The 18,886-nt window shown below is 47.2% G+C and carries 16 protein-coding genes; 9 read left to right on the top strand and 7 right to left on the bottom strand.

The genetic code is table 11. The annotated features are described in order from the left end of the window. Nucleotides 1-72: 72 nt before the first annotated feature. From ACQE26_RS03000 to ACQE26_RS02990, 3 genes are all read right to left on the bottom strand, one after another. Entirely contained in the window at nt 73-2,247 is a 2,175-nt protein-coding gene (locus tag ACQE26_RS03000) for a glycoside hydrolase domain-containing protein (RefSeq protein ID WP_500470648.1), read from the bottom strand. A 100-nt stretch (nt 2,248-2,347) separates the two neighbouring features. Then, the gene (locus tag ACQE26_RS02995; RefSeq protein ID WP_500470647.1) at nt 2,348-3,349 is read right to left on the bottom strand and encodes an ADP-ribosylglycohydrolase family protein; all 1,002 of its coding nucleotides are present in this window, start codon (nt 3,347-3,349) and stop codon (nt 2,348-2,350) included. A gap of 10 nt (nt 3,350-3,359) precedes the next feature. Further along, a complete protein-coding gene (locus ACQE26_RS02990; RefSeq protein WP_500470646.1) occupies nt 3,360-5,351 on the bottom strand; it encodes an ADP-ribosyltransferase in 1,992 nt (663 codons plus the stop codon). 191 nt (nt 5,352-5,542) lie between these two features. Here ACQE26_RS02990 and ACQE26_RS02985 point away from each other — a divergent pair, with 191 nt between their 5' ends. The 8 genes from ACQE26_RS02985 to trhO all read left to right on the top strand — a co-directional run bounded on the left by ACQE26_RS02985 (nt 5,543) and on the right by trhO (nt 12,081). Next, nucleotides 5,543-6,013, top strand: a complete 471-nt coding sequence (locus tag ACQE26_RS02985) for a helix-turn-helix transcriptional regulator (protein WP_016936884.1) — start codon at nt 5,543-5,545, stop codon at nt 6,011-6,013. Nucleotides 6,014-6,085: 72 nt separating this feature from the next. Then, entirely contained in the window at nt 6,086-7,153 is a 1,068-nt protein-coding gene (locus tag ACQE26_RS02980; RefSeq protein ID WP_500470644.1) for an iron-containing alcohol dehydrogenase family protein, read from the top strand. 82 nt (nt 7,154-7,235) lie between these two features. Next, on the top strand, nt 7,236-8,390 hold the full coding sequence (gene purT / locus ACQE26_RS02975) for a phosphoribosylglycinamide formyltransferase 2 (RefSeq protein WP_060963695.1): 1,155 nt from the start codon (nt 7,236-7,238) through the stop codon (nt 8,388-8,390). A 477-nt stretch (nt 8,391-8,867) separates the two neighbouring features. Next, nucleotides 8,868-9,401, top strand: coding sequence for a CDP-diacylglycerol--serine O-phosphatidyltransferase (gene pssA, locus ACQE26_RS02970; RefSeq protein ID WP_060963694.1), 534 nt, complete (start codon nt 8,868-8,870; stop codon nt 9,399-9,401). Then, nucleotides 9,392-9,880 carry a DedA family protein gene (locus ACQE26_RS02965; protein ID WP_489201773.1) on the top strand — a complete coding sequence of 163 codons (489 nt, stop codon included), beginning with the start codon at nt 9,392-9,394 and terminating at the stop codon, nt 9,878-9,880. The genes pssA and ACQE26_RS02965 overlap by 10 nt, the downstream gene beginning before the upstream one ends. After that, a complete protein-coding gene (locus tag ACQE26_RS02960) occupies nt 9,873-10,688 on the top strand; it encodes a phosphatidylserine decarboxylase (RefSeq protein ID WP_060963692.1) in 816 nt (271 codons plus the stop codon). The genes ACQE26_RS02965 and ACQE26_RS02960 overlap by 8 nt, the downstream gene beginning before the upstream one ends. 42 nt (nt 10,689-10,730) lie before the next feature. Beyond that, on the top strand, nt 10,731-11,006 hold the full coding sequence (locus ACQE26_RS02955; RefSeq protein WP_500470642.1) for a hypothetical protein: 276 nt from the start codon (nt 10,731-10,733) through the stop codon (nt 11,004-11,006). A gap of 106 nt (nt 11,007-11,112) precedes the next feature. After that, complete coding sequence (trhO, locus tag ACQE26_RS02950; protein ID WP_060963690.1) at nt 11,113-12,081, top strand: oxygen-dependent tRNA uridine(34) hydroxylase TrhO; 969 nt, start codon at nt 11,113-11,115, stop codon at nt 12,079-12,081. Nucleotides 12,082-12,117: 36 nt separating this feature from the next. Here trhO and gltP read toward each other — a convergent pair whose 3' ends face one another. Beyond that, a complete protein-coding gene (gene gltP / locus ACQE26_RS02945; RefSeq protein ID WP_049627826.1) occupies nt 12,118-13,368 on the bottom strand; it encodes a glutamate-aspartate/proton symporter GltP in 1,251 nt (416 codons plus the stop codon). Between the two features lie 369 nt (nt 13,369-13,737). On the opposite strand from gltP, the gene ACQE26_RS02940 reads away from it, so the two are divergent. Then, entirely contained in the window at nt 13,738-14,805 is a 1,068-nt protein-coding gene (locus ACQE26_RS02940) for a branched-chain amino acid aminotransferase (protein WP_500470640.1), read from the top strand. Nucleotides 14,806-14,845: 40 nt separating this feature from the next. Here ACQE26_RS02940 and ACQE26_RS02935 read toward each other — a convergent pair whose 3' ends face one another. From ACQE26_RS02935 to ACQE26_RS02925, 3 genes are all read right to left on the bottom strand, one after another. Next, nucleotides 14,846-16,249, bottom strand: a complete 1,404-nt coding sequence (locus ACQE26_RS02935; RefSeq protein WP_438421132.1) for an amino acid permease — start codon at nt 16,247-16,249, stop codon at nt 14,846-14,848. Nucleotides 16,250-16,362: 113 nt separating this feature from the next. Beyond that, complete coding sequence (gene mmuM, locus ACQE26_RS02930; protein ID WP_500470638.1) at nt 16,363-17,310, bottom strand: homocysteine S-methyltransferase; 948 nt, start codon at nt 17,308-17,310, stop codon at nt 16,363-16,365. Between the two features lie 116 nt (nt 17,311-17,426). Further along, entirely contained in the window at nt 17,427-18,863 is a 1,437-nt protein-coding gene (locus ACQE26_RS02925; protein ID WP_500470636.1) for an alanine/glycine:cation symporter family protein, read from the bottom strand. Nucleotides 18,864-18,886: the final 23 nt, after the last annotated feature.

Genomic DNA, 18,886 nt, shown 5'->3' with positions numbered 1-18,886 from the left:
ACGAATCCTCCTTAAAAAATAACTCCAAGAATACTCATTGAGCATTCCCGGAGCAAGGAGCTGCCTGTTCAATTATAGAAATAGTGATAAAACCGTGCTGAACAAGGCTGCAGCTCCCCCTAATTCAGGCGCTAAAACGACTAAAGCACCGATACCTACAATAACAATAATTCCTGCGCCTGCAATGGCCATGGTATTCACGACAGAATCCCAATCCGGAGAGTAAACCTCTTCGGAATCCGGCAGCCTGAAGCTCTTTTGTTTTATTTTAAATGTAATGGTCGTTGTTAGTCCAGTTGTAGCACTGTCACCGACCGGAATATCAGGTGTATAGATTTTAAATTGGATATTCAGCGATCCCGCAGCCGGATTGACGTATACTTCTAAATAACCGTTGCGGACTGACAAGCTCAGACTGTTAAGCAGGTTTTGATAGGAATCAATTTGTGATGCTGTAAAAGAGACTTGTGAATCTCCCATCAGACCGGTAATATAAGCTCCCGGTTTGCCATTTGTAATGGTAACTGTGTTGGGAGAACCTTCACTCGGCACTGTTGCCAAAAGTGAAGTTGATAATAGAATATCCATTTCAGGTGATGCATAAATGGTTTCAGTCTTGTCGAATTCAAACATGGCATTCGCAAGATTCGGTACATTTTCTAAAGCGGGAATGGTTGTTAAAATGTCCGTCAGTGTACGCAGTCTTGCGTCATACACAGGATCAGAAGGCGGATGGACGCTGCTTACACCTGAGTCTTTTCCGGAGTAACCGTCTTTGTCAATGGCGACTTTTCCCGCTCCGCTTCCGATCGTTCCTTCATAAAATTGATCAAAAGCCCAGTTTTTCGGCATCGGGTATCCGAGGTTGCCGCTGAATCCGGTCGACATGTTAGCTGTAAAGCTATATTTGGTCAGACCTGCTTCTGCCGTACGGATACAAATGTTTCTCGGTCCGTATACCCCGATTTCATATTTCGGCGCAGTTGAAAACGCCTGCATTTTCATAAAAGCTGACTTGATTTCTTGAAAGTAAGGGATGATTTTATCTGTGACTTCATAATCATACGCATCGAAATCGACGGCAAAGTAGATGGTCGTGCCTGACGGAAAACCTAATCTTCGGGCGGCTGATGCAGCGCTGTAAGCATCTCTCGTTCCTTGATCTTTTACAAAATAAGAAGATTCATAGCCGCCGTCCTGATAAATCGGAAAAACGCTTAAGCCGGCATCGAAAATAGTGGAAAGCTCTTTTGACGTCAAGGCCTTCGATGTCAGTCCGCTGCTTGTCCGCACATTCCCGGTCAAATATCTTCCCACGATTTTATAGCCATTCTCACGCAAAGTTTTAGCCGTATCTGCCGTTATAATTGCAGCAGTGTCACAAGCCGAAGCAGCCCGCGTTGTGTCGCCTGAGCTTGATAATAAAGCTTTAATCGTCGGCATGTCCGCATAACCTGTTTGCGGCAGGCACATAAACTCTTGGAAAGCTTTCACTGCCGATACAACGCTGACGCCGTATTTTCCGTCGAATTCACCGGGGTCAAATGATTTCCCATTACAGTAAAGCGCGTATTGAACAATCAAAACAAAGCCTGTCCGTGAATCGCCGGGAGTCAAGGTAGGACATAAGCTGGTCGTTCCGTTCCCGAAAAATCCATTGGCGACGCTTGTGCTCATGCCTTCTTCTTTTTGGAGGGCATAAATGAGAGCCTTGTTTGTATCGCGGGCATATAAGCCGTCACAAGGCATCAATCCGATGTAGTCATTGTAATCCCGGTTCAGGTTCTGCTGGATTTGGCGAATTCTTTTGTCGCCTCCCGCTACTAACCGAAAAGCGCTCATATCCAGCAAGGCTTTCATAATGAGTGCCGTGACGATGCCGTCTTGCTTAGTGAGCCCGGCCGCTTTTTGAAACTCTTTTACAGCACTTTCGGTATTTTCATAGAAAACGCCAGAAAATCCGCCCGGGTTAAATCCTTTACACCAAAGCGCCCCTTGCAGAATGTAATTCATGTTTGTCGGCTTAGAATCGGGAGCCTGCTTTTTCAACGGTTTAAACAATCTTTGTGTCGTCGGTCCGAAGTTATCGGCAGGTTCAGAGATACCAAGCTCGATTTGAAGCGCCCGTGTCAGACCGTAAATGGTATCCCAGCCCGTTTTTCCGTTTTCCGGCACTTTGCTGTACCCGTGTCTGCCTTTGTACGTCTCATTCAGCCATTGCTGTGTTTCCAGGACCATTTCGTCCATTGCAATCCCTCCATTACGTGTAGTGTGCGTTCATTTATAGATGGCAAACGTATGACGAGAAAAAAACAGATCGCCATCACGATCCGTTTATTGCTTAAATCTATTGAGCCGCTCTCTTATAACAATATTGAAAAAATCGTTCACATAGGTCTAAAATATCTTGTTTTCTTGTCAGTGTATTAATCCACTCTTCCGGAATACTATTGATCTCATAGCACATGCCGGCTAACGTACCTGTAAGAAAAGCGATAGTATCTGTATCTCCTCCCAGGTTAACTGCTTCTAAGACTGCATCTCTATAGTTTGTATGTTTAAAGAAACACCACAATGCAGCCTCAAGGGAATGTACAACATAGCCGTCAGAGATAATATCTTCTTTTTTCGCATCTAAAATAGATTGATCAAACACGCGTCTGTAATGTACCAATTCATCTCTATATTTTATATCCTTGGATAGTTCTGACCTGCAGGTTTCTGCTGCTCGTTCAAAAGCCCGAGCTGGAGTATTATTATTAAATAAATGGATGAGAAATTGTATATAAACAATACAGGCTAGTGTAGATCTTGGATGCGCATGTGTTAATTCCGCCCACCGTTCAATTTCCCTTTTTCTTGTCGTGAAGTCTTTTTCATTGCATAAGATAAAAACTAAAGGAGAAATGCGCATTAACGCGCCGTTGCCGTTATCAAACTCAGTGATTCCGCCGCATTGACGAACGTTTTTCTCTTTTAAAAAGCGCTCAATGGCTTCATCAGTTGTTCGACCGATATCAAACATATGGCCGTGCGGTGTCCAATAACCATCTTCTCGGTATGAGGTGAATTTTTCCATCAATTCAATTTCGCCATTTTCCTCAATTAAATTTTCTATCAAGCATAATGTCAATGATGAATCATCTGACCACGTTCCCGGGGGCTGATTGTAAGTACCGTATCCGGTCATGCCGTTTACTTCTAAATTCCTGTTCTTGAATTCCACGGGTACACCCAGTGCATCCCCGACAATACCTCCCAATATCGTTGGGAAAAGTTTCTCTTTTATAGATAAGCCCAGGTAAATACGGTCATCGTCGTTCCATCTGTCTGTCATTTTTCTTCTCATTGGTTTGCACCTACTTTTTAATTAAATCTAATACTAAATGTATTTTTTCATCTGCATCAAGTTTAGCACCTCTAATAATCATCTCATGTCCGGAGTTTAAAAGAATCTCTGCCTCTTCTGGAAAGTGGCTTACTTTCGCAATATAGGCTCCGTTAGTTCCTTTAGGAACATTGATGGAATAGGAAACCTTCTTATAATCAAAAGCTGATTCCTTAAGGAGGGCAGTGCTCATGAAAGCATCGTCTTTTATTCTCTGCCCAACTAAATTATTTATGAGCCCTTCTGTCAGCACTTCGTCTCTAGGCAGGATCTTTCTTAAAGCAATTAAGTCTGTACCGCGATAAACAACAATGTCTTCGGGGATTTTTGACTTTTCTAGTGCACTATGAATATCAGTAATTTTTGTAGGATTAATTCCATTTAATGAGCTATTAACGCCGCGCAAATACGCATTGATATCTTCATAATAGTCTCCGGTATAATCAATTAGAGCTTGTTTTTCTTCCGCAGTAAGAGAATTTATCCATTTGTCATAATGTTTTTCTCCCCAAATATGTGCCTGTTCTAGATTATCTATTTTTCGAGGACTTGTTTCACTTATATCCAGATCCCTTTTGTCCCTGAAGGACCCGTTAAAATTTAATAAGGTCTCCTGCTTCACATCAATCGCTTTCCCCGCCGGAGAAGGTGATTCTCCAATTCCGGCAATCGCAGGCTTCCAGGGTTGAGAAATCGAGCTTTTTCCTTTTGCGTAAATTCCAGCTGCTGCTTTTTTCTGATCCGCAATAAACGTCTTCGCTTCCTTTGTCACAAATCTCCCGGCCCTTGTCACCCCGGTGACTTCTCCGGCGCCTTTTGCTCCTAAGAGGGAGACAGCAGCGTAAGCGATATAGTGAGTGCGGCTGTAGGTGTCACCGTGAATGATGTTTTCATTCCATGAAGTTTTGAAGGATTGAACCATATAATCGAATGTTTCCGGTGCATTGTAAATGGCGCCGATGAGTTCTTGTCCGGCTTTGGCCTGTTCTATTGTTCCTGCGTGTCCTTGTGCTCTTTGCAGCCAGATTGCGAAATCGTAAGCGCCGATGACGGTGTCTTTTCCTGCATCCCATATCCCCAGCGTAATGCCTTTTGCCCCGTCGACGAGCATTTGTCCGGCTTGGCGCATGGCTTTTAGCTGGACGAGGCTTGAGTAATATTGTAATTGTTCGGCGCTCATGTTGTCAGCCCCGAGTTTTTCTGCAATGTTTATATATTCATCCGGGTCAGAAATGCGGTCCAGTTTTTTCTGTAAAAAGGCGGTTTCTTCCTGCTGTTTCATTTTGATGTATTGATGGGCTTGTTTTTGTATGCTGTCTTTTCTTTTATATACGTCAGTATCGTGAAATGCTTTGGCGTTAAAAGATTGCGGACCGCCTGCTTTACTTGTTAAGTCGGCCAGCGTCCGGAAGAAGGCTTCAACTTCGTGTTCAAGCGCTTCAGATTGAGCGTACTCGTGAACCAGTTTTGCGTCGAGTTTATGTAAGTGTTCTGCCGTTTGCCGTTTTTTGTGATCGGAGGCATCAAGTTTGCCGGTAACCGAAGATTTGTCAAACGGTGATAAGGACAAAATGTCGTCAATTGATCCTAAAATTCGGCTGATCTCATCGTGCTGGCCATCAATGATATGGTAAGCTCTTTGCCCGGCATGCTTAAGCTCACTATCAAGGAACGATTCTTCCAGCAAGTCATGCCGGCCGAAGCCCGCCTGTTCTATTTCTCTTGGGATGCTTTTGAAAAAAGTAATTTTCATGTCGCAGAGATCAAGCCAAAGCTCTGCTCCGGCGGCCTGTTCAGTATAGAAGGCTTTAATGGCGTCCGCGCCTTTCCCTGACATGGCGTCCGTATTTGCAATGCCGTGAAACTGCTGTTTTAAAGCAATCATGTCATCTTTCGTTTTTTGATAAGCTTTCAGACGGCTGTTTGCTGATTGAATGAGGGTATTGGTTTCGAGTAATTTCATATACAGTGTCCTTTCGCCTGATTTTCTCCGACCGCATTTTACCATGAAGATGCCAATTTCTGTTCGTGAATTGAGAAAAAGAGGAAAAGGGTACTTTTTTACCGATTCTTTTGATTCATTTAAACATGTGCCGATATAAAAATGGCGTCACGCGGTGTAAAATGGCTATATTGATAAATATGGAGGTTGAGATGGATCAAGATTATATGACTGAGCTTGTCTCGGTCCAGCTGAAGAAAATCCGGTCGGAGAGAGGCTATACGCAAGAGAAAATGGCGGATGTGATCGGTCTTTCCAAAAAGGCGCTGGTGCAGATTGAGAAAGGGCGGGCGCTTGCGGAATGGCCGCATGTTGTGGCGGTTTGCGCGCTTTTCAGATCAAGTGAAACACTGCAATCCGTATTAGGAGATGATCCGCTGGAGGTCATTGAAGCGGTTGCCCATCGCACAATTGACAGGCCGAAGGGGAAGACGATGGGCGGCAAGGTGTGGTGGAAAACCATCGAGAAAAAAGGTGAGTTCCGCTTGCAGCAGCATTTGATTTCCCACCATTACCGCATCCTGGATTCTTATGATGATCTGTGGTTCAGCAGTTTTGAAAAGGCAGAGGCTTTGGAGCGGCTTGATGAGCTGTTTTTGGAGGCGGAGGAAGCGAAGCGCTGACGCACCTCCGGTTGATGTATTTTCTGACAAGTGAGAAAATATATATAAATTCCAGCCAGAGGAGAGATTCGAATGAAGCCTGAAGATATCGTGCGAAGCGGCCCGAATCAATATATATGTAAGGAAGGAATCGCAAAAGAGCTTCCGGGGCTGCTGGAGACATTCAGAAAACCCGTGATTGTGACCGGAATCAAATCCTATCAGGCGTTCTCCGATTACAGCGGCGGTTCTTCCTGGGATGTGATTCAGCATAAAGGATACTGTTCACCTGAGGCGGTGCGTAAGGTCTGTGAGCAGGCGGAAGATGCGGATGTGATCATCGGTATCGGAGGCGGCACGATGTTGGATTTGGCAAAAGCGGCGGCAGACCGGCTTGATATTGAGGCTGTGATGGTTCCTTCCATCGCGGGAACGTGTGCGGCAAGTACGCCGTTAAGTGTCATATATGATGAGAGCGGCAATTTTATCAGAGTGGATTATCATAAGCGTTCAAGCTACTTGACGATTGTTGATCCGCTGTTTTTGCTTTCCTCTCCCATTGAATATATGAAAAGCGGGATCGGTGATACGCTGGCGAAATGGTATGAGGCCGAAGCGGTCATCAGAAATACGGGGATGGCGCCGCTGATGGCTCAGGCGGGGCTGAGACAGGCGGAATATATCCGTGATCTGTTATTGCGTAACAGTGAAGCAGCCGTCGGAAGCATGGAGAAAGGCGAGCTGTCAGTACCGTTCATCCAGACGGCGGAAACGATTATTATGCTCGCGGGAACGGTCGGCGGCTATGGGGGCCGTTTGTGCAGGATGGCAGGGGCGCATGCGGTGCACAACGGACTCAGCTTTATTCAGGAGATACATCAGGTGCTGCACGGCCAGAAGGTTGCTTACGGCATATTGGTGCAGCTTGCGCTTGAGAATCGGAGACATGAGATTGAAGAGCTGCTTCCGTTTTACCGCCGGCTCGGATTTCCCGTCAGTCTCCAAGATCTCGGCATCCGTGACATGCATGAGGAAGCCAAGCGCCGCATCTCTTCTCACGCCTGCCGGGCGGAAGAATCGTTATGCTTAATGGGGCAATATGGCGAGAAGGACGTATCAGCGGCGATTGAATCGCTCGAATCAGCGCAAAAGACAGGATAGAGCTTGGTTATCTGTCTTGTCTTTATTTTTTGAATATTTCCGTTATAATGAGGGAGGTATAGAAAGGGAGGGGCCAAAGGACATGTATCAGGCGAAAAAGATGTTGTTATTGGGATCAGGCGAGCTGGGGAAAGAAGTCGTCATTGAAGCGCAGCGGCTCGGGGTTGTCACTGTAGCCGTTGACAGCTATGAGCATGCCCCTGCCATGCAGACCGCGCACAAAAGCTATGTCATCGATATGCTCGATAAAGCGCAGGTCAGAGAAGTCATTGAAAAAGAAAAACCGGACTTGATCGTACCGGAAGTGGAAGCCATTGCGACGGATGAGCTGCTGAAGCTTGAGGAAGAAGGCTTTCACGTCATCCCGAATGCGCGTGCGGCGAAGCTGACGATGGACCGTGAAGGCATCAGACGGCTTGCGGCGGAGAAGCTGCACCTTCCGACTGCCGGCTATGAATTCGCGAATACATATGAAGAATTTAAAGAAGCGGCAGAAACAATCGGCTTTCCGTGCGTGGTGAAGCCGCTGATGAGCTCTTCCGGAAAAGGGCAAAGCGTGTGCCGCTCGGCTTCCGGGCTGGAAAGCTGCTGGAATATGGCGATGGAAGGCGGCCGGGTGAAAAACGGCCGGGTCATCGTTGAGGAATTCATTCCGTTTGAATCCGAAATCACTCTTTTGACAGTGCGCGCGGCGAACGGTACATCCTTTTGCGCACCGATCGGACATGAACAAAAAGACGGTGACTATATTGAATCATGGCAGCCTCATCATATGACAGAACAGCAGATCGAAGAGGCGAAACACATTGCGAAAAGCATAACGGACGAGCTCGGCGGATACGGTTTGTTCGGAGTTGAGCTTTTCCTTACTGAAGATAAGGTATATTTCAGCGAAGTGTCTCCCCGTCCGCATGATACGGGGCTCGTCACACTTGTGACGCAAAATTTGTCAGAGTTCGCGCTGCATGTCCGTGCGATAATGGGGTTCCCGATTCCGGAAATCACACAGCTGTCGCCGGGGGCAAGCCGTCCGCTGAAGGCGCCCAAAGAGCTTGCTGATTACGCGGTTGAAGGTGTTGAGAAGGCCTTGGCGGTAAAAAGCACTCAGGTCCGCATATTCGGAAAACCCGTCACGAAAGCCGGACGCCGTATGGCGGTTGCGCTTTCTGCAGCCGAGACGGCTGAGGAGGCGAGAGAAAGAGCGGCCGAAGCACTTAGTTATTTATCTGTTACATAAACCTATTTTAAGAGGCGTTTTTACCGTAATGGTAAGGCGCCTTTTTTGTGTGGGCAGACTATATACTGGAAAACGGGGTTGTGAGATAATGTATGAGGCCGTTTTGTGCCGGCTTTTCAATTCATGAAACTTTTTATGTCCGCAATCGTTATATGTCATGTTCTCATTTAACGGAGAAGGAAATAACTATACATCATAAGGCTTTTCATTCGTGAAGCGCGGACAGACCGTATCATCAGCATGTAATATTTAAACAGGGTCATCCGGAATAGAGATAACCCCGATTGCTTACCTTAATATGAACGGAGAAAAACAAAAATCACCAGATTAGATTGTTCAAATAACACCAAATGCTGTATAATAAAAGAATTTGAATGATAGCATTGAAAGAATTTCATTTTATGTTTCCGTAAAATGGAGTCTTTATGCATACGCAGTCCGATTTGATATGGTTTTAATTGGAGGTTTGTGTAAACTGTGAATTATATACCTAGTATGATTACAATTGGAAATTTTATTTGCGGGCTTCTATCGATTCATTCCCTTTTGTATCATAATATTCACTCCGCGGTGATCTTTATTTTCACCGGGATGTTTCTTGATTTTTTTGACGGTTTGGCCGCCCGTAAGCTGAACGCGGTATCGGAGATGGGAAGGGAGCTTGACTCTTTTGCTGATCTCGTGACGTTCGGCGTAGCGCCGTCCATGCTCGCTTACAGTGTTTCACTATATACGATTCCGTTCGTCGGAATTTTAATCGCGCTTTCCTACAGCATCTGCGGGATGATCCGGCTCTCGAGATTTAATATCGGACAAAGCAAGCTGCCGACGTTTATCGGGATGCCGATTCCATTTGCGGGGATGTGTCTTGTCATTTTGAGCTTCATCAATAACGCTTTTCTTCTGGGGGCGGGAACGATAGCGCTCAGTTATTTAATGGTCAGCAATCTTAAATTTCCCCACTTTAAAAAACAGGCGCCTGAAAACCTGGAGAGCAGAAGATGGAATTAGTTCAGCAATTAATTTCCGATTACGGATATATCGCGATTTTTCTCATGCTGACACTCGGTATTATCGGATTGCCTATTCCGGATGAAGTCATGATGACGCTTGTGGGCTACTTCGCCCATATAAAAGTGCTGAATTACGAGCTCTCCATTCTGATCAGCTTTATCGGAGCTCTCGTGGGGATGATTATCAGCTACTTCATCGGCAGAAAAGCCGGCCGGCCGTTTATTAATAAGTTCGGGAAATGGGTCGGCCTGAAGGAAAAGAGGATGGAGAAAGTAGACAGGTGGATGAAAAAGTACGGGCCGTACACCATTATTTTAGGTTATTTCATCCCAGGCATCAGACACGTGACCTGCTACTTTTCTGGAATCGGCAGAATGGATTTCAAAACCTACTTATGCTTCGCCGCCATCGGAGCGTTTTTATGGTGTTTTATTTTTATTACTATAGGAAAATTCATAGGAGTAATCAATGTTTAATACTGCAGCTAAAGTTCTTTATCGTTCATTGATTGAACTGACTAATAATCCATTGACGTCCCATCTCATTAAAAACTTCTGTGAATCGAAACTGAGCAAGCCGATGATTCCGCTGTTTTCCAAACACTATCGCATCAACTGGAATGAAACGGAACGCACAGCCTCTGACTTTGATTCACTGGCGTCATTTTTCATTCGTGATATTAATTTGAATCTCCGCCCCGTGGCAACAGAGAAGAACGCCATCGTCAGTCCTGTGGACGGCGTCGTTCAGACGGTAGGCATGATTAATCCGAATCAAACCTTCATGGTAAAAGGGAAGGATTATTCGTTCGCTGAACTGACGGGGTTTAAAAACGCCGATCACAAATACAACGGCGGCCGTTTTGCCGTGCTTTATCTGAGCCCGAGACATTACCACCGCTTCCATTCCCCCATCAGCTGCACGTATCAGAAGCTGGCCGAGCTGGGGAAACGCTCCTATCCTGTCAATACGATGGGATTGAAGTACGGGAAAGACGTGCTCTCAAAAAATTACCGTTATGTGTACGAGCTCACCCGTGGTGACCAGCAGATGCTCATGATTCCGGTAGGTGCGATGAATATTAATTCCATCGTTCAGACAAACACCGGAAACAGGCTTGAAACGGGTGAAGAGCTGGGCTATTTTTCATTTGGATCGACCGTTATTTTAGTATTCGAGAAGGATATGTTTACCCCTTCGGATAACCTCATTGAAGGCCGGGAATTACAGGTCGGCCAGATCATCGGTTATGCGGAGTCACAGGAGGAGGCGTCCGCTTTATAAAAGCTGCTCCTCTTTTTTATATGGTGTAAGGAAGTGAACAATATGGAAGAAAAGGATTTGGCAAAGCTGATAGAGCAATATCGGCTTATAGGCAGTCAGCAAGCTCTGGAAGCCGTGCGGGATGCCTGCTGGCCGGTCATCGAGTCGCTCATCTCGGAACTGGGTGAAGACAGCGCCGATGTCCTGCGGGAAAAAGGCCGTGACCGTTTTCCGTTTATCATCGGCAAGTATCAGACTGCCGCCGGCCTTTCGCTTGAAACCTTTTTGCGCAATACGTATCGGTTTTATTTTCAGCAGATAATAAAAGGAGAAGCGTGACTGGAAGAAAGAGTCCGGACGGAAATGTTCATCTTTCGCCCGTTTTCCTGTATGATATAGTATAGTGTGCGTGATCATTAATATAATTGAACAGGGTGTATAAATCATGGAAAAACAATATAGAGTTTTACTTTATTATAAATATGTAAAGATTGATGAGCCTGAGGAATTCACGGCTCAGCATTTGAAGTTCTGTAAGGAGCTCGGTCTGTTAGGCCGTATTTTGATTTCTGAGGAAGGCATTAACGGTACGGTGTCCGGAACGGTTGAACAGACGGATCAATACATGAATGCGCTGAAAGCTGATCCGCGTTTTGCCGACATGCCGATCAAAATTGATGAGACTGACGGACATGCGTTCCGCAAAATGTTTGTCCGCCATAAAAAAGAGCTGGTGACGCTTCGTCTCGAAGATGATGTTGATCCGAATACCACGACGGGCAAACACTTGAAACCGAAAGACTTTTATGAGCAAATGCAGAATCCTGACACGATCGTGATTGACGCCAGAAACGACTATGAGTATGACCTCGGTCATTTCCGCGGAGCGGTCAGACCTGATATTGAGGCGTTCCGTGAGCTGCCGGACTGGATTGAAGAGCACAAAGACATGCTCGAAGGCAAAAAAATCCTCACGTACTGCACAGGCGGCGTACGCTGTGAGAAATTTTCCGGCTGGCTGCTGAAGCAGGGCTTTGAAGACGTGTCCCAGCTTGACGGCGGTATCGTCACTTATGGTAAAGATCCTGAAGTCCAAGGCAAACTGTGGGACGGACAGTGCTACGTATTTGACGAAAGAATCAGCGTACCGGTCAACCGCGTAGAGCATGTCATTATCGGAAAAGATTATTTCACGGGCGAGCCGTGCGAGCGTTATGTGAACTGCGCAAATCCGGCATGTAATAAAAAAATGATCTGCACACCTGAGAATGAATACAAATACATGCGCAGCTGCAGTCACGAATGCCGTACGAACGAACGCAACATGTATGTGAAAGAGCACGAAATGACTCAGGAAGAAATTAATGAACGCCTCGCTTTGATTGAAAAAGAAGATCATGCGGCGATTGATTAATAGAAAAGACCACCAATAAGGTGGTCTTTTTTGTGTTTACATACTTTCTGTCCGGGCGGTCTGGTCCGCTGTGACGGGCCCTTTATATGTGAAGGCTTTTTCCCATTTGGATACGACGATGCAGGCGACCGCATGGCCGGGCACGTTGACGCCGGTTCTCGCCATGTCCATGACGCGGTCGACACCGGCAATGATGGCGACGCCTTCCGCGGGGAGACCGACGGCATTCGCTGTCGCCAGAAGCACGACGAGTGAGCCTGACGGGACGGCGGCAATGCCTTTGCTTGTCATGACGAGCACAAGCATCATCAGAAGCTGCTGAGAAAGCGGCATCTCCACATGAAAAGCCTGCGCCAGAAAAATACATGACACCGATAAATAGAGACTGGAGCCGTCACAATTCAGCGATAAGCCTGACGGAACCACAAAGGAGACGACCCGCTTCGGGCAGCCGTATTTCTCCATCCGATCCATCAGCTGAGGCAGAATGGTTTCTGTGCTTGTCGTGGAAAAAGCAATCAAAAACAGATCCCAAATCATTTTCAGCACTTCAAAGTACTTAATTTTAAAGATAAGCCCGACAATCGGAAACAGAACGAAGAGTATCAAAAAAAGCCCGAGAAACACAGTGCCGATCAGCTTCAGCATCGGGAGCAAAAGCGCGATTCCGAATTGTCCGACTGAGGCGGCCATAAGGGCAAGAACGCCGATCGGAGCCGTGACCATCACCATTTGCGTCAGTTTGAACATAATATTTGCCGTTGATTCAAAGAAATTCATGACAGGTGCGGAGGCTTTGCCGATGCCGGCTGCGGCAACACCGAATAGGATCGCGAAAAAGATGACGGCGAGAAGATCGTTTTTCGCCATAACGTCAATGATATTAACGGGGATAATATCGAGAAGCATTTGTTTCAGGTCGACTACTTTTTCCGTATAGCCGGAAAGCTCGTGAATGTCTTTTTTAGCAAGGTGAGAGAGGTTAAGGCCGACTCCAGGCTTCAGGACGTTTGCCAATAGGAGGCCGAGCCCCAGAACAAGTGTCGTAATGACTTCAAACCAAATAATCGTTTTGATGCCGAGACTGCCCATCTTCTTCATACTGCCGCTCCCGGCGGCTCCGATGACAATGGTCGAGAACACGATCGGCACGACAATCATTTTAATCAGGCGGATAAATCCGTCTCCCACGGGCCGCAGCGCCATCCCGAAATCCGGGAAGAAATGGCCGATCAGTGCTCCGATGGCTAAGGCGATCAAAATCTGAAATGCGATAAATTTTTTCAAGCGAATCCCCCTTTTACTTGCGCATTTCTTACGTAATTCGTGAAGCAGGCGGCAACCACCTTCCTCTCCGCCATAAATTTGTCACAAAATTGACTTTGCGAAAGAGAGGATTTCTTTACATTATGTAAGCGCAATCATTTAATATGACAGAAAGTCCTCATTGAAAAAAATGAAGGAGAATAAAATAAAGTTAGATTTTCGCTTGAAAATATCAAAAATTGTGATAATTATCCTCTTATAAGTGGTATATTTAATATGATACGGTCAACTGCATCCTCATATATCTGTGCATACACGATTCAGGCAGAGAAAACAGGCAGCTTATAAAAGACTGAAAATTTAAACAATTACAAGAAAGGTGTGCTTTTGTTGAATCAACTGATTGAAAGACGTAAGGTCACAGCTAGAAAAGAAAAACCGGATTCCGCTTCATTGGGATTTGGCAAGTACTTCACTGATTACATGTTTGTCTTGGATTACGAAGAAGAAAGAGGCTGGCATGATCCGAGAATCACACCATATGAACCGGTTCATCTTGATCCGTCCGCATCCGTTTTCCATTACGGGCAGGCCGTATTTGAAGGGCTGAAGGCTTACAGATCAGAAGACGGACGGGCATTGATGTTCCGTCCTGACCAAAATATAAAGCGGCTGAATAAATCGTTGCGGCGGATGAGCATGCCGCCTCTCGATGAGAAGCTTGCGCTGGAAGCATTGGTACAATTGGTGGAGCTGGAGCAGGAATGGATTCCGACAGAAAAAGGAACCTCTTTATATATCCGTCCGTTTGTAATTGCGACCGAGCCTTCTTTAGGCGTCCGGCCTTCCAAGCGGTATAAATTCATGGTTGTCCTGACGCCGGTCGGTTCGTATTACGGCGATCAGCTGAAACCGATCCGTATTTATGTGGAGGATGAGTATGTGCGCGCCGTCACCGGCGGAGTGGGCGATGTTAAAACGTCCGGAAACTATGCGGCCAGCTTACAGGCTCAGCGGAAAGCCGAAGAGCTGGGTTATGATCAGGTGCTTTGGCTCGACGGAGTGGAAAAGAAATATGCCGAAGAGGTAGGCAGTATGAATATCTTTTTCATTATAAACGGAGAGGCTGTAACGCCGGCGCTAAACGGAAGCATTCTCGGGGGCATCACCCGCGCATCTGTGATAGAGCTGTTAAAAAGCTGGGGCATCCGTGTCAGGGAAGAACGGGTTGCCATTGATGACATCTATCATGCCGCGATGAGAGGCGAGGTGTCAGAAGTATTCGGTACGGGAACTGCAGCTGTCATCTCACCGGTCGGCGAGCTGCACATTCACGGAGAAACAATTGAGCTGAATAACGGTTTGATCGGTGAAGTGTCAGAAAGGCTCTATGAAACGATTACCGGCATCCAGGTCGGGAAGGTGCCGGATTCGTTCAGATGGGTGGTTGAAGTATAAACAAAAAAAGAACCCTTGCGCGGCAGGGTTCTTTTTTTGTTTATTGAGATTTTGCGGCTTGAACACGGGTGCGGCTGTTCCGGTTTTTTAAGTAATAAACGCTGTAACAGACGGCCATAAAGGCAATTCCGCAATAAAGGGCGATGGCCTGATTCGGATCAAAAGCAATGCCGATACAGGAGGCAAGGCACAGGATAAAGGCCGCTATCGGCACGGCCGGATATCCCGGTGTCCTGTATTTCAAGTCTGAAAGCTGATGGCCTTCTTTAAGAAACCGTCTTCTGAACAAAAATTGCGATGCGGCAATGCTCATCCACACCGCCACTACCGCAAATCCTGAGACGGAGACGAGAACAAGATACACTGTATCCGCTGCAAACACGCTTGACAGCAGTGACAGAATGCCGCCGATCATACTGAAAATCAGGGCGTTAAAAGGAATGCCTTTAGACGTCAGCCTGGCAAAGGCGGGGTGAAGCTCACCTTCTTTAGACAGGGACCACAGCATTCGTGATGATGCATACAGCCCCGAATTCGCCGCAGACAGAAGCGCCGTCAAAATGACAAAATTCATCAGATCGGCCGCATACGGCACGCCGATTCTGTCGAATACCGTAACGAACGGGCTTTCAATCACACCCGCTTCTTGGATGGAGATCATGCCCGACAGCACAAAAATCGTTCCGATAAAGAAAAGCGCCAGCCGCCAGACTGTAGTCTTAATGGCGCGCGGAACGGTTTTTTCCGGATCAGCGCTTTCCCCGGCGGCAATTCCGATCAATTCCGTCCCTGAAAAGGCGAAGTTTACTGACAGCATCGTCATCAGTATCGGAAAAAAACCATTTGGAAAAAGACTGCCGCCATCCGTAAAGTTCGACAGCATAGGTGCCGCTTCACCGCTTTTCATCGGGACGATGCCGAACATCGCCGCTCCGCCCAATAAAATAAACAGCAGGATGGCTAAGACTTTAATGCTTGAGAACCAAAACTCCGATTCAGCAAAAAATTTCACGGAGAAGGCGTTTAATAAAAAGATGAAAAGAGCGAATACGGCACTCCACATCCAAACCGAAGTATGCGGGAACCAGCGCTGCATGAAGAGCCCGGCTGCCGTGAATTCAGAGCCCAGCGCCACTGCCCACGTCAGCCAGTACAGCCATGCGACCGTAAAACCCGTCGCCGGCCCGATATAGGTTTTCGCATAGGTGTGGAAGGAACCCGTGACCGGCATGGCCACTGACAGTTCACCGAGGCAAAGCATGACAAGATAGACGATGCCCGCGCCCAAAAGGTATGCAAAAATGGTACCCGCCGGACCCGCCTGATGAATGGTATACCCCGAGCTTAAAAACAGCCCCGTTCCGATTACACCTCCGAGTGAGAGCATAAAGAGGTGCCTGCTTTTCATACTTCTCTGAAAATTCGTCTCGTTCTTGTTGTTCATTGTTTTCCAACTTTCTGCGAGAGCCGTTCTAATAAAAAATCTCATGCCGGCGAACGGCACGAGATTCCGGCGAACCGGCTTTTTGAATAGAATATACAAACTATTCCGATTAGTCAAGTTGTTTTTAAGGTTTTGGCCCAAGCCGCAATGGCCTGAATATCCGCGGGCTTCGTCCGGCAGCAGCCTCCGATCAGGCTTGCGCCGTTTTCGTACCAGCTTTGCGCGCTCTCTCCGAAATGTTTTGCGCACGCTTCGCCTTTCCAGGTTTTTGTTTCCGGGTCATATTGTTCGCCTGAGTTCGGATAGACGATAATCGGCTTGGGCGCTGCCCGTTTGATTTCTTCTATCAGCGGCGGAATATGTTCGATCGGTGTGCAGTTGATGCCGATCGCCGCGATCTGATTGCAGGAGCCGAGCAGGGCCGCGCATTCGGAAATAGGTGTGCCTTCGCTGATATGCCGTCCGTCTTTGGCGCTGAAGCTCATCCACGCATAAGTGCCTGGGAATTCCTCCAGCAGCCTTACGATCGCTTTTGCCTCTGACAGGCACGGAATGGTCTCGCACGCCAAAAGATCGGCGCCGGATTCTATAAGGGCTTTCATCCGGGGGCGGTGAAAGCTGATCAGTTCATCCTCCGTCAGTCCGTAATGCCCGCGATATTCAGAGCCGTCGGCAAGGCTCGCGCCGTAAGGTCCGATAGAAGCGGCGATCAAAGGTTTGGGACGGTCTGAACGGTTTTCTTCATGCGCCCAAAATTCATCGCGAGCTTGGACGGCGAGCTCAACTGATGTCTGTATCAGGCGGATCGCATCGGTTTCTGAGATGCCGCGTGCCGCAAATCCTTCAATCGTCGATTGATAGCTGGCAGTAATCGCGCAATCAGCGCCGGCGGCAAAATATTCGGCATGCACCTGTTTGATCAGTTCGGGTTTCTCCAAAAGAATTTTGGCCGACCACAGATCGTCATGTAAATCACAGCCCATCCGTTCAAGCTCGGTTGCCATTGCTCCGTCTATGATCATAACCGGGTATTCATCTAATATGTGTGTAATGGGGTTCATAGGCGCTCCTTTCTGACTTTCTTGAAAATATATGAAAAGGGTAATGGACGCTTTCCTCTTTGTCAATCAACCGGCAGAAAAAAAGATGTTCAGGACGCTGCCCGAACACCTTTTGTTTAGGAAATATGTTTGCCTTTCGCACTTTTCGCGATGTCTGAATACTCCCAGCAGTCGATCCCGTCATCATCAGGGAGCACATCTCTGTAAAAGACGGGGTCCTTTCCGGCTTTCTTTTGCCGGGCATAATCGCTCAAAGCGGCAAACGCTTTTTTCGACAGAAGGAAAATCGCAATTAAATTCACGACCACCATTAAGCCCATGAACAAGTCAGCCATATCCCACACAAGCTGGACTTTGGAAATGCATCCGAACAGAACCATTCCGAGTACACAGATGCGGTAAATGAACAGCCATTTTTTGTTCTGGCTTAAAAATCCGATATTGGTTTCTCCGTAATAATAGTTGCCCATCAGAGCGCTGAAGCCGAACAAAAGTATTAAGACGGCAAGGAAACCTGATGCCCACGCGCCGACATGGTCGCTCAAGGCAGCCTGAGAAAGCGCGATGCCGCTCAGTCCCGGCTGGTGATAAGCGTCTGAAAATAAAATGATTAGTGCCGTGCTTGTACAAATGACGAGCGTATCCGTCAGGACGCCGAAGGCCTGAATGAGCCCCTGTTTCACCGGATGGCTCGTCGTAGCTGTCGCCGCCGCGTTCGGAGCGCTTCCCATTCCCGCTTCATTTGAGAAAATGCCGCGTCTCACACCTTGCATCAAAGCCGCACCTAAAGCGCCGCCCGCTGCCTGATCAATACCGAACGCATTTTTTACGATAAGCGACAGAACGCCGGGCAATTGGGTGATGTTCGTCAGAATGACAAAGAAAGCGACACCGATATATAAAACGGCTAAGACGACTACGATGTATTCCGCCATTTTCGCAATTCGTTTGACGCCTCCGAAAATCACGCAGCCGAAAACCAAAATTAAAATAATGCCCAATGTAAGCCGGCTGGTGCCGAATGCGTTTTGAAAGGCGACGCTGATCGTATTGGACTGAACGGAATTAAAGACGACTCCGAATGACAGCGTGATTAAAACGGCGAACAGCGCGCCCATCCAGCGTTTCTTCAGGCCTTTTTCCATGTAATAGGCCGGGCCGCCGCGGAATCCGTTTTGATCTTTTACTTTATAAATTTGGGCCAGCGTGCTTTCAACAAAGCTTGAAGCCGAACCGATGACGGCGATAATCCACATCCAGAAAATAGCGCCCGGGCCGCCGAGTGCGATCGCAATGGCGATTCCGGTAATATTCCCGGTTCCGACACGCGCCGCCATGCTGATGCAAAATGCCTGAAACGGGGAAATGCTGTTTTTTGACCGGGCGGCCGCGCCTTCTTTCAAAACCCGGATCATTTCCCTCAGCATGCGGACTTGCAGACCCTTTGATCTGAACGTAAAAAACAGTCCCAGAGAAAGAAGCAGTACGATTAACAGTTTTGACCATAAAAAATCATTTGCCGAGCCGATTACATTTTCAAGGAATTCCTGCATCCAATCACCTCTTGGTTCGTTTG

Source organism: Bacillus sp. 5RYD7K (genome assembly GCF_059831465.1).
Note: the sequence above shows the minus strand (reverse complement) of the source record. Positions and strands in the feature narration are given on the sequence as shown.

What these genes read in the sequence shown, in the direction of transcription:
- ACQE26_RS02980 (WP_500470644.1), top strand. Translation starts at nt 6,086, where the DNA reads ATGAAGCCTGAAGATATCGTGCGAAGCGGCCCGAATCAATATATATGT.
- ACQE26_RS02925 (WP_500470636.1), bottom strand. Translation starts at nt 18,863, where the DNA reads ATGCAGGAATTCCTTGAAAATGTAATCGGCTCGGCAAATGATTTTTTA.
- trhO (WP_060963690.1), top strand. Translation starts at nt 11,113, where the DNA reads ATGGAAAAACAATATAGAGTTTTACTTTATTATAAATATGTAAAGATT.
- mmuM (WP_500470638.1), bottom strand. Translation starts at nt 17,310, where the DNA reads ATGAACCCCATTACACACATATTAGATGAATACCCGGTTATGATCATA.
- purT (WP_060963695.1), top strand. Translation starts at nt 7,236, where the DNA reads ATGTATCAGGCGAAAAAGATGTTGTTATTGGGATCAGGCGAGCTGGGG.
- ACQE26_RS02960 (WP_060963692.1), top strand. Translation starts at nt 9,873, where the DNA reads ATGTTTAATACTGCAGCTAAAGTTCTTTATCGTTCATTGATTGAACTG.
- ACQE26_RS02995 (WP_500470647.1), bottom strand. Translation starts at nt 3,349, where the DNA reads ATGAGAAGAAAAATGACAGACAGATGGAACGACGATGACCGTATTTAC.
- ACQE26_RS02965 (WP_489201773.1), top strand. Translation starts at nt 9,392, where the DNA reads ATGGAATTAGTTCAGCAATTAATTTCCGATTACGGATATATCGCGATT.
- ACQE26_RS02985 (WP_016936884.1), top strand. Translation starts at nt 5,543, where the DNA reads ATGGATCAAGATTATATGACTGAGCTTGTCTCGGTCCAGCTGAAGAAA.
- ACQE26_RS02955 (WP_500470642.1), top strand. Translation starts at nt 10,731, where the DNA reads ATGGAAGAAAAGGATTTGGCAAAGCTGATAGAGCAATATCGGCTTATA.
- ACQE26_RS03000 (WP_500470648.1), bottom strand. Translation starts at nt 2,247, where the DNA reads ATGGACGAAATGGTCCTGGAAACACAGCAATGGCTGAATGAGACGTAC.
- ACQE26_RS02990 (WP_500470646.1), bottom strand. Translation starts at nt 5,351, where the DNA reads ATGAAATTACTCGAAACCAATACCCTCATTCAATCAGCAAACAGCCGT.
- ACQE26_RS02935 (WP_438421132.1), bottom strand. Translation starts at nt 16,249, where the DNA reads ATGAACAACAAGAACGAGACGAATTTTCAGAGAAGTATGAAAAGCAGG.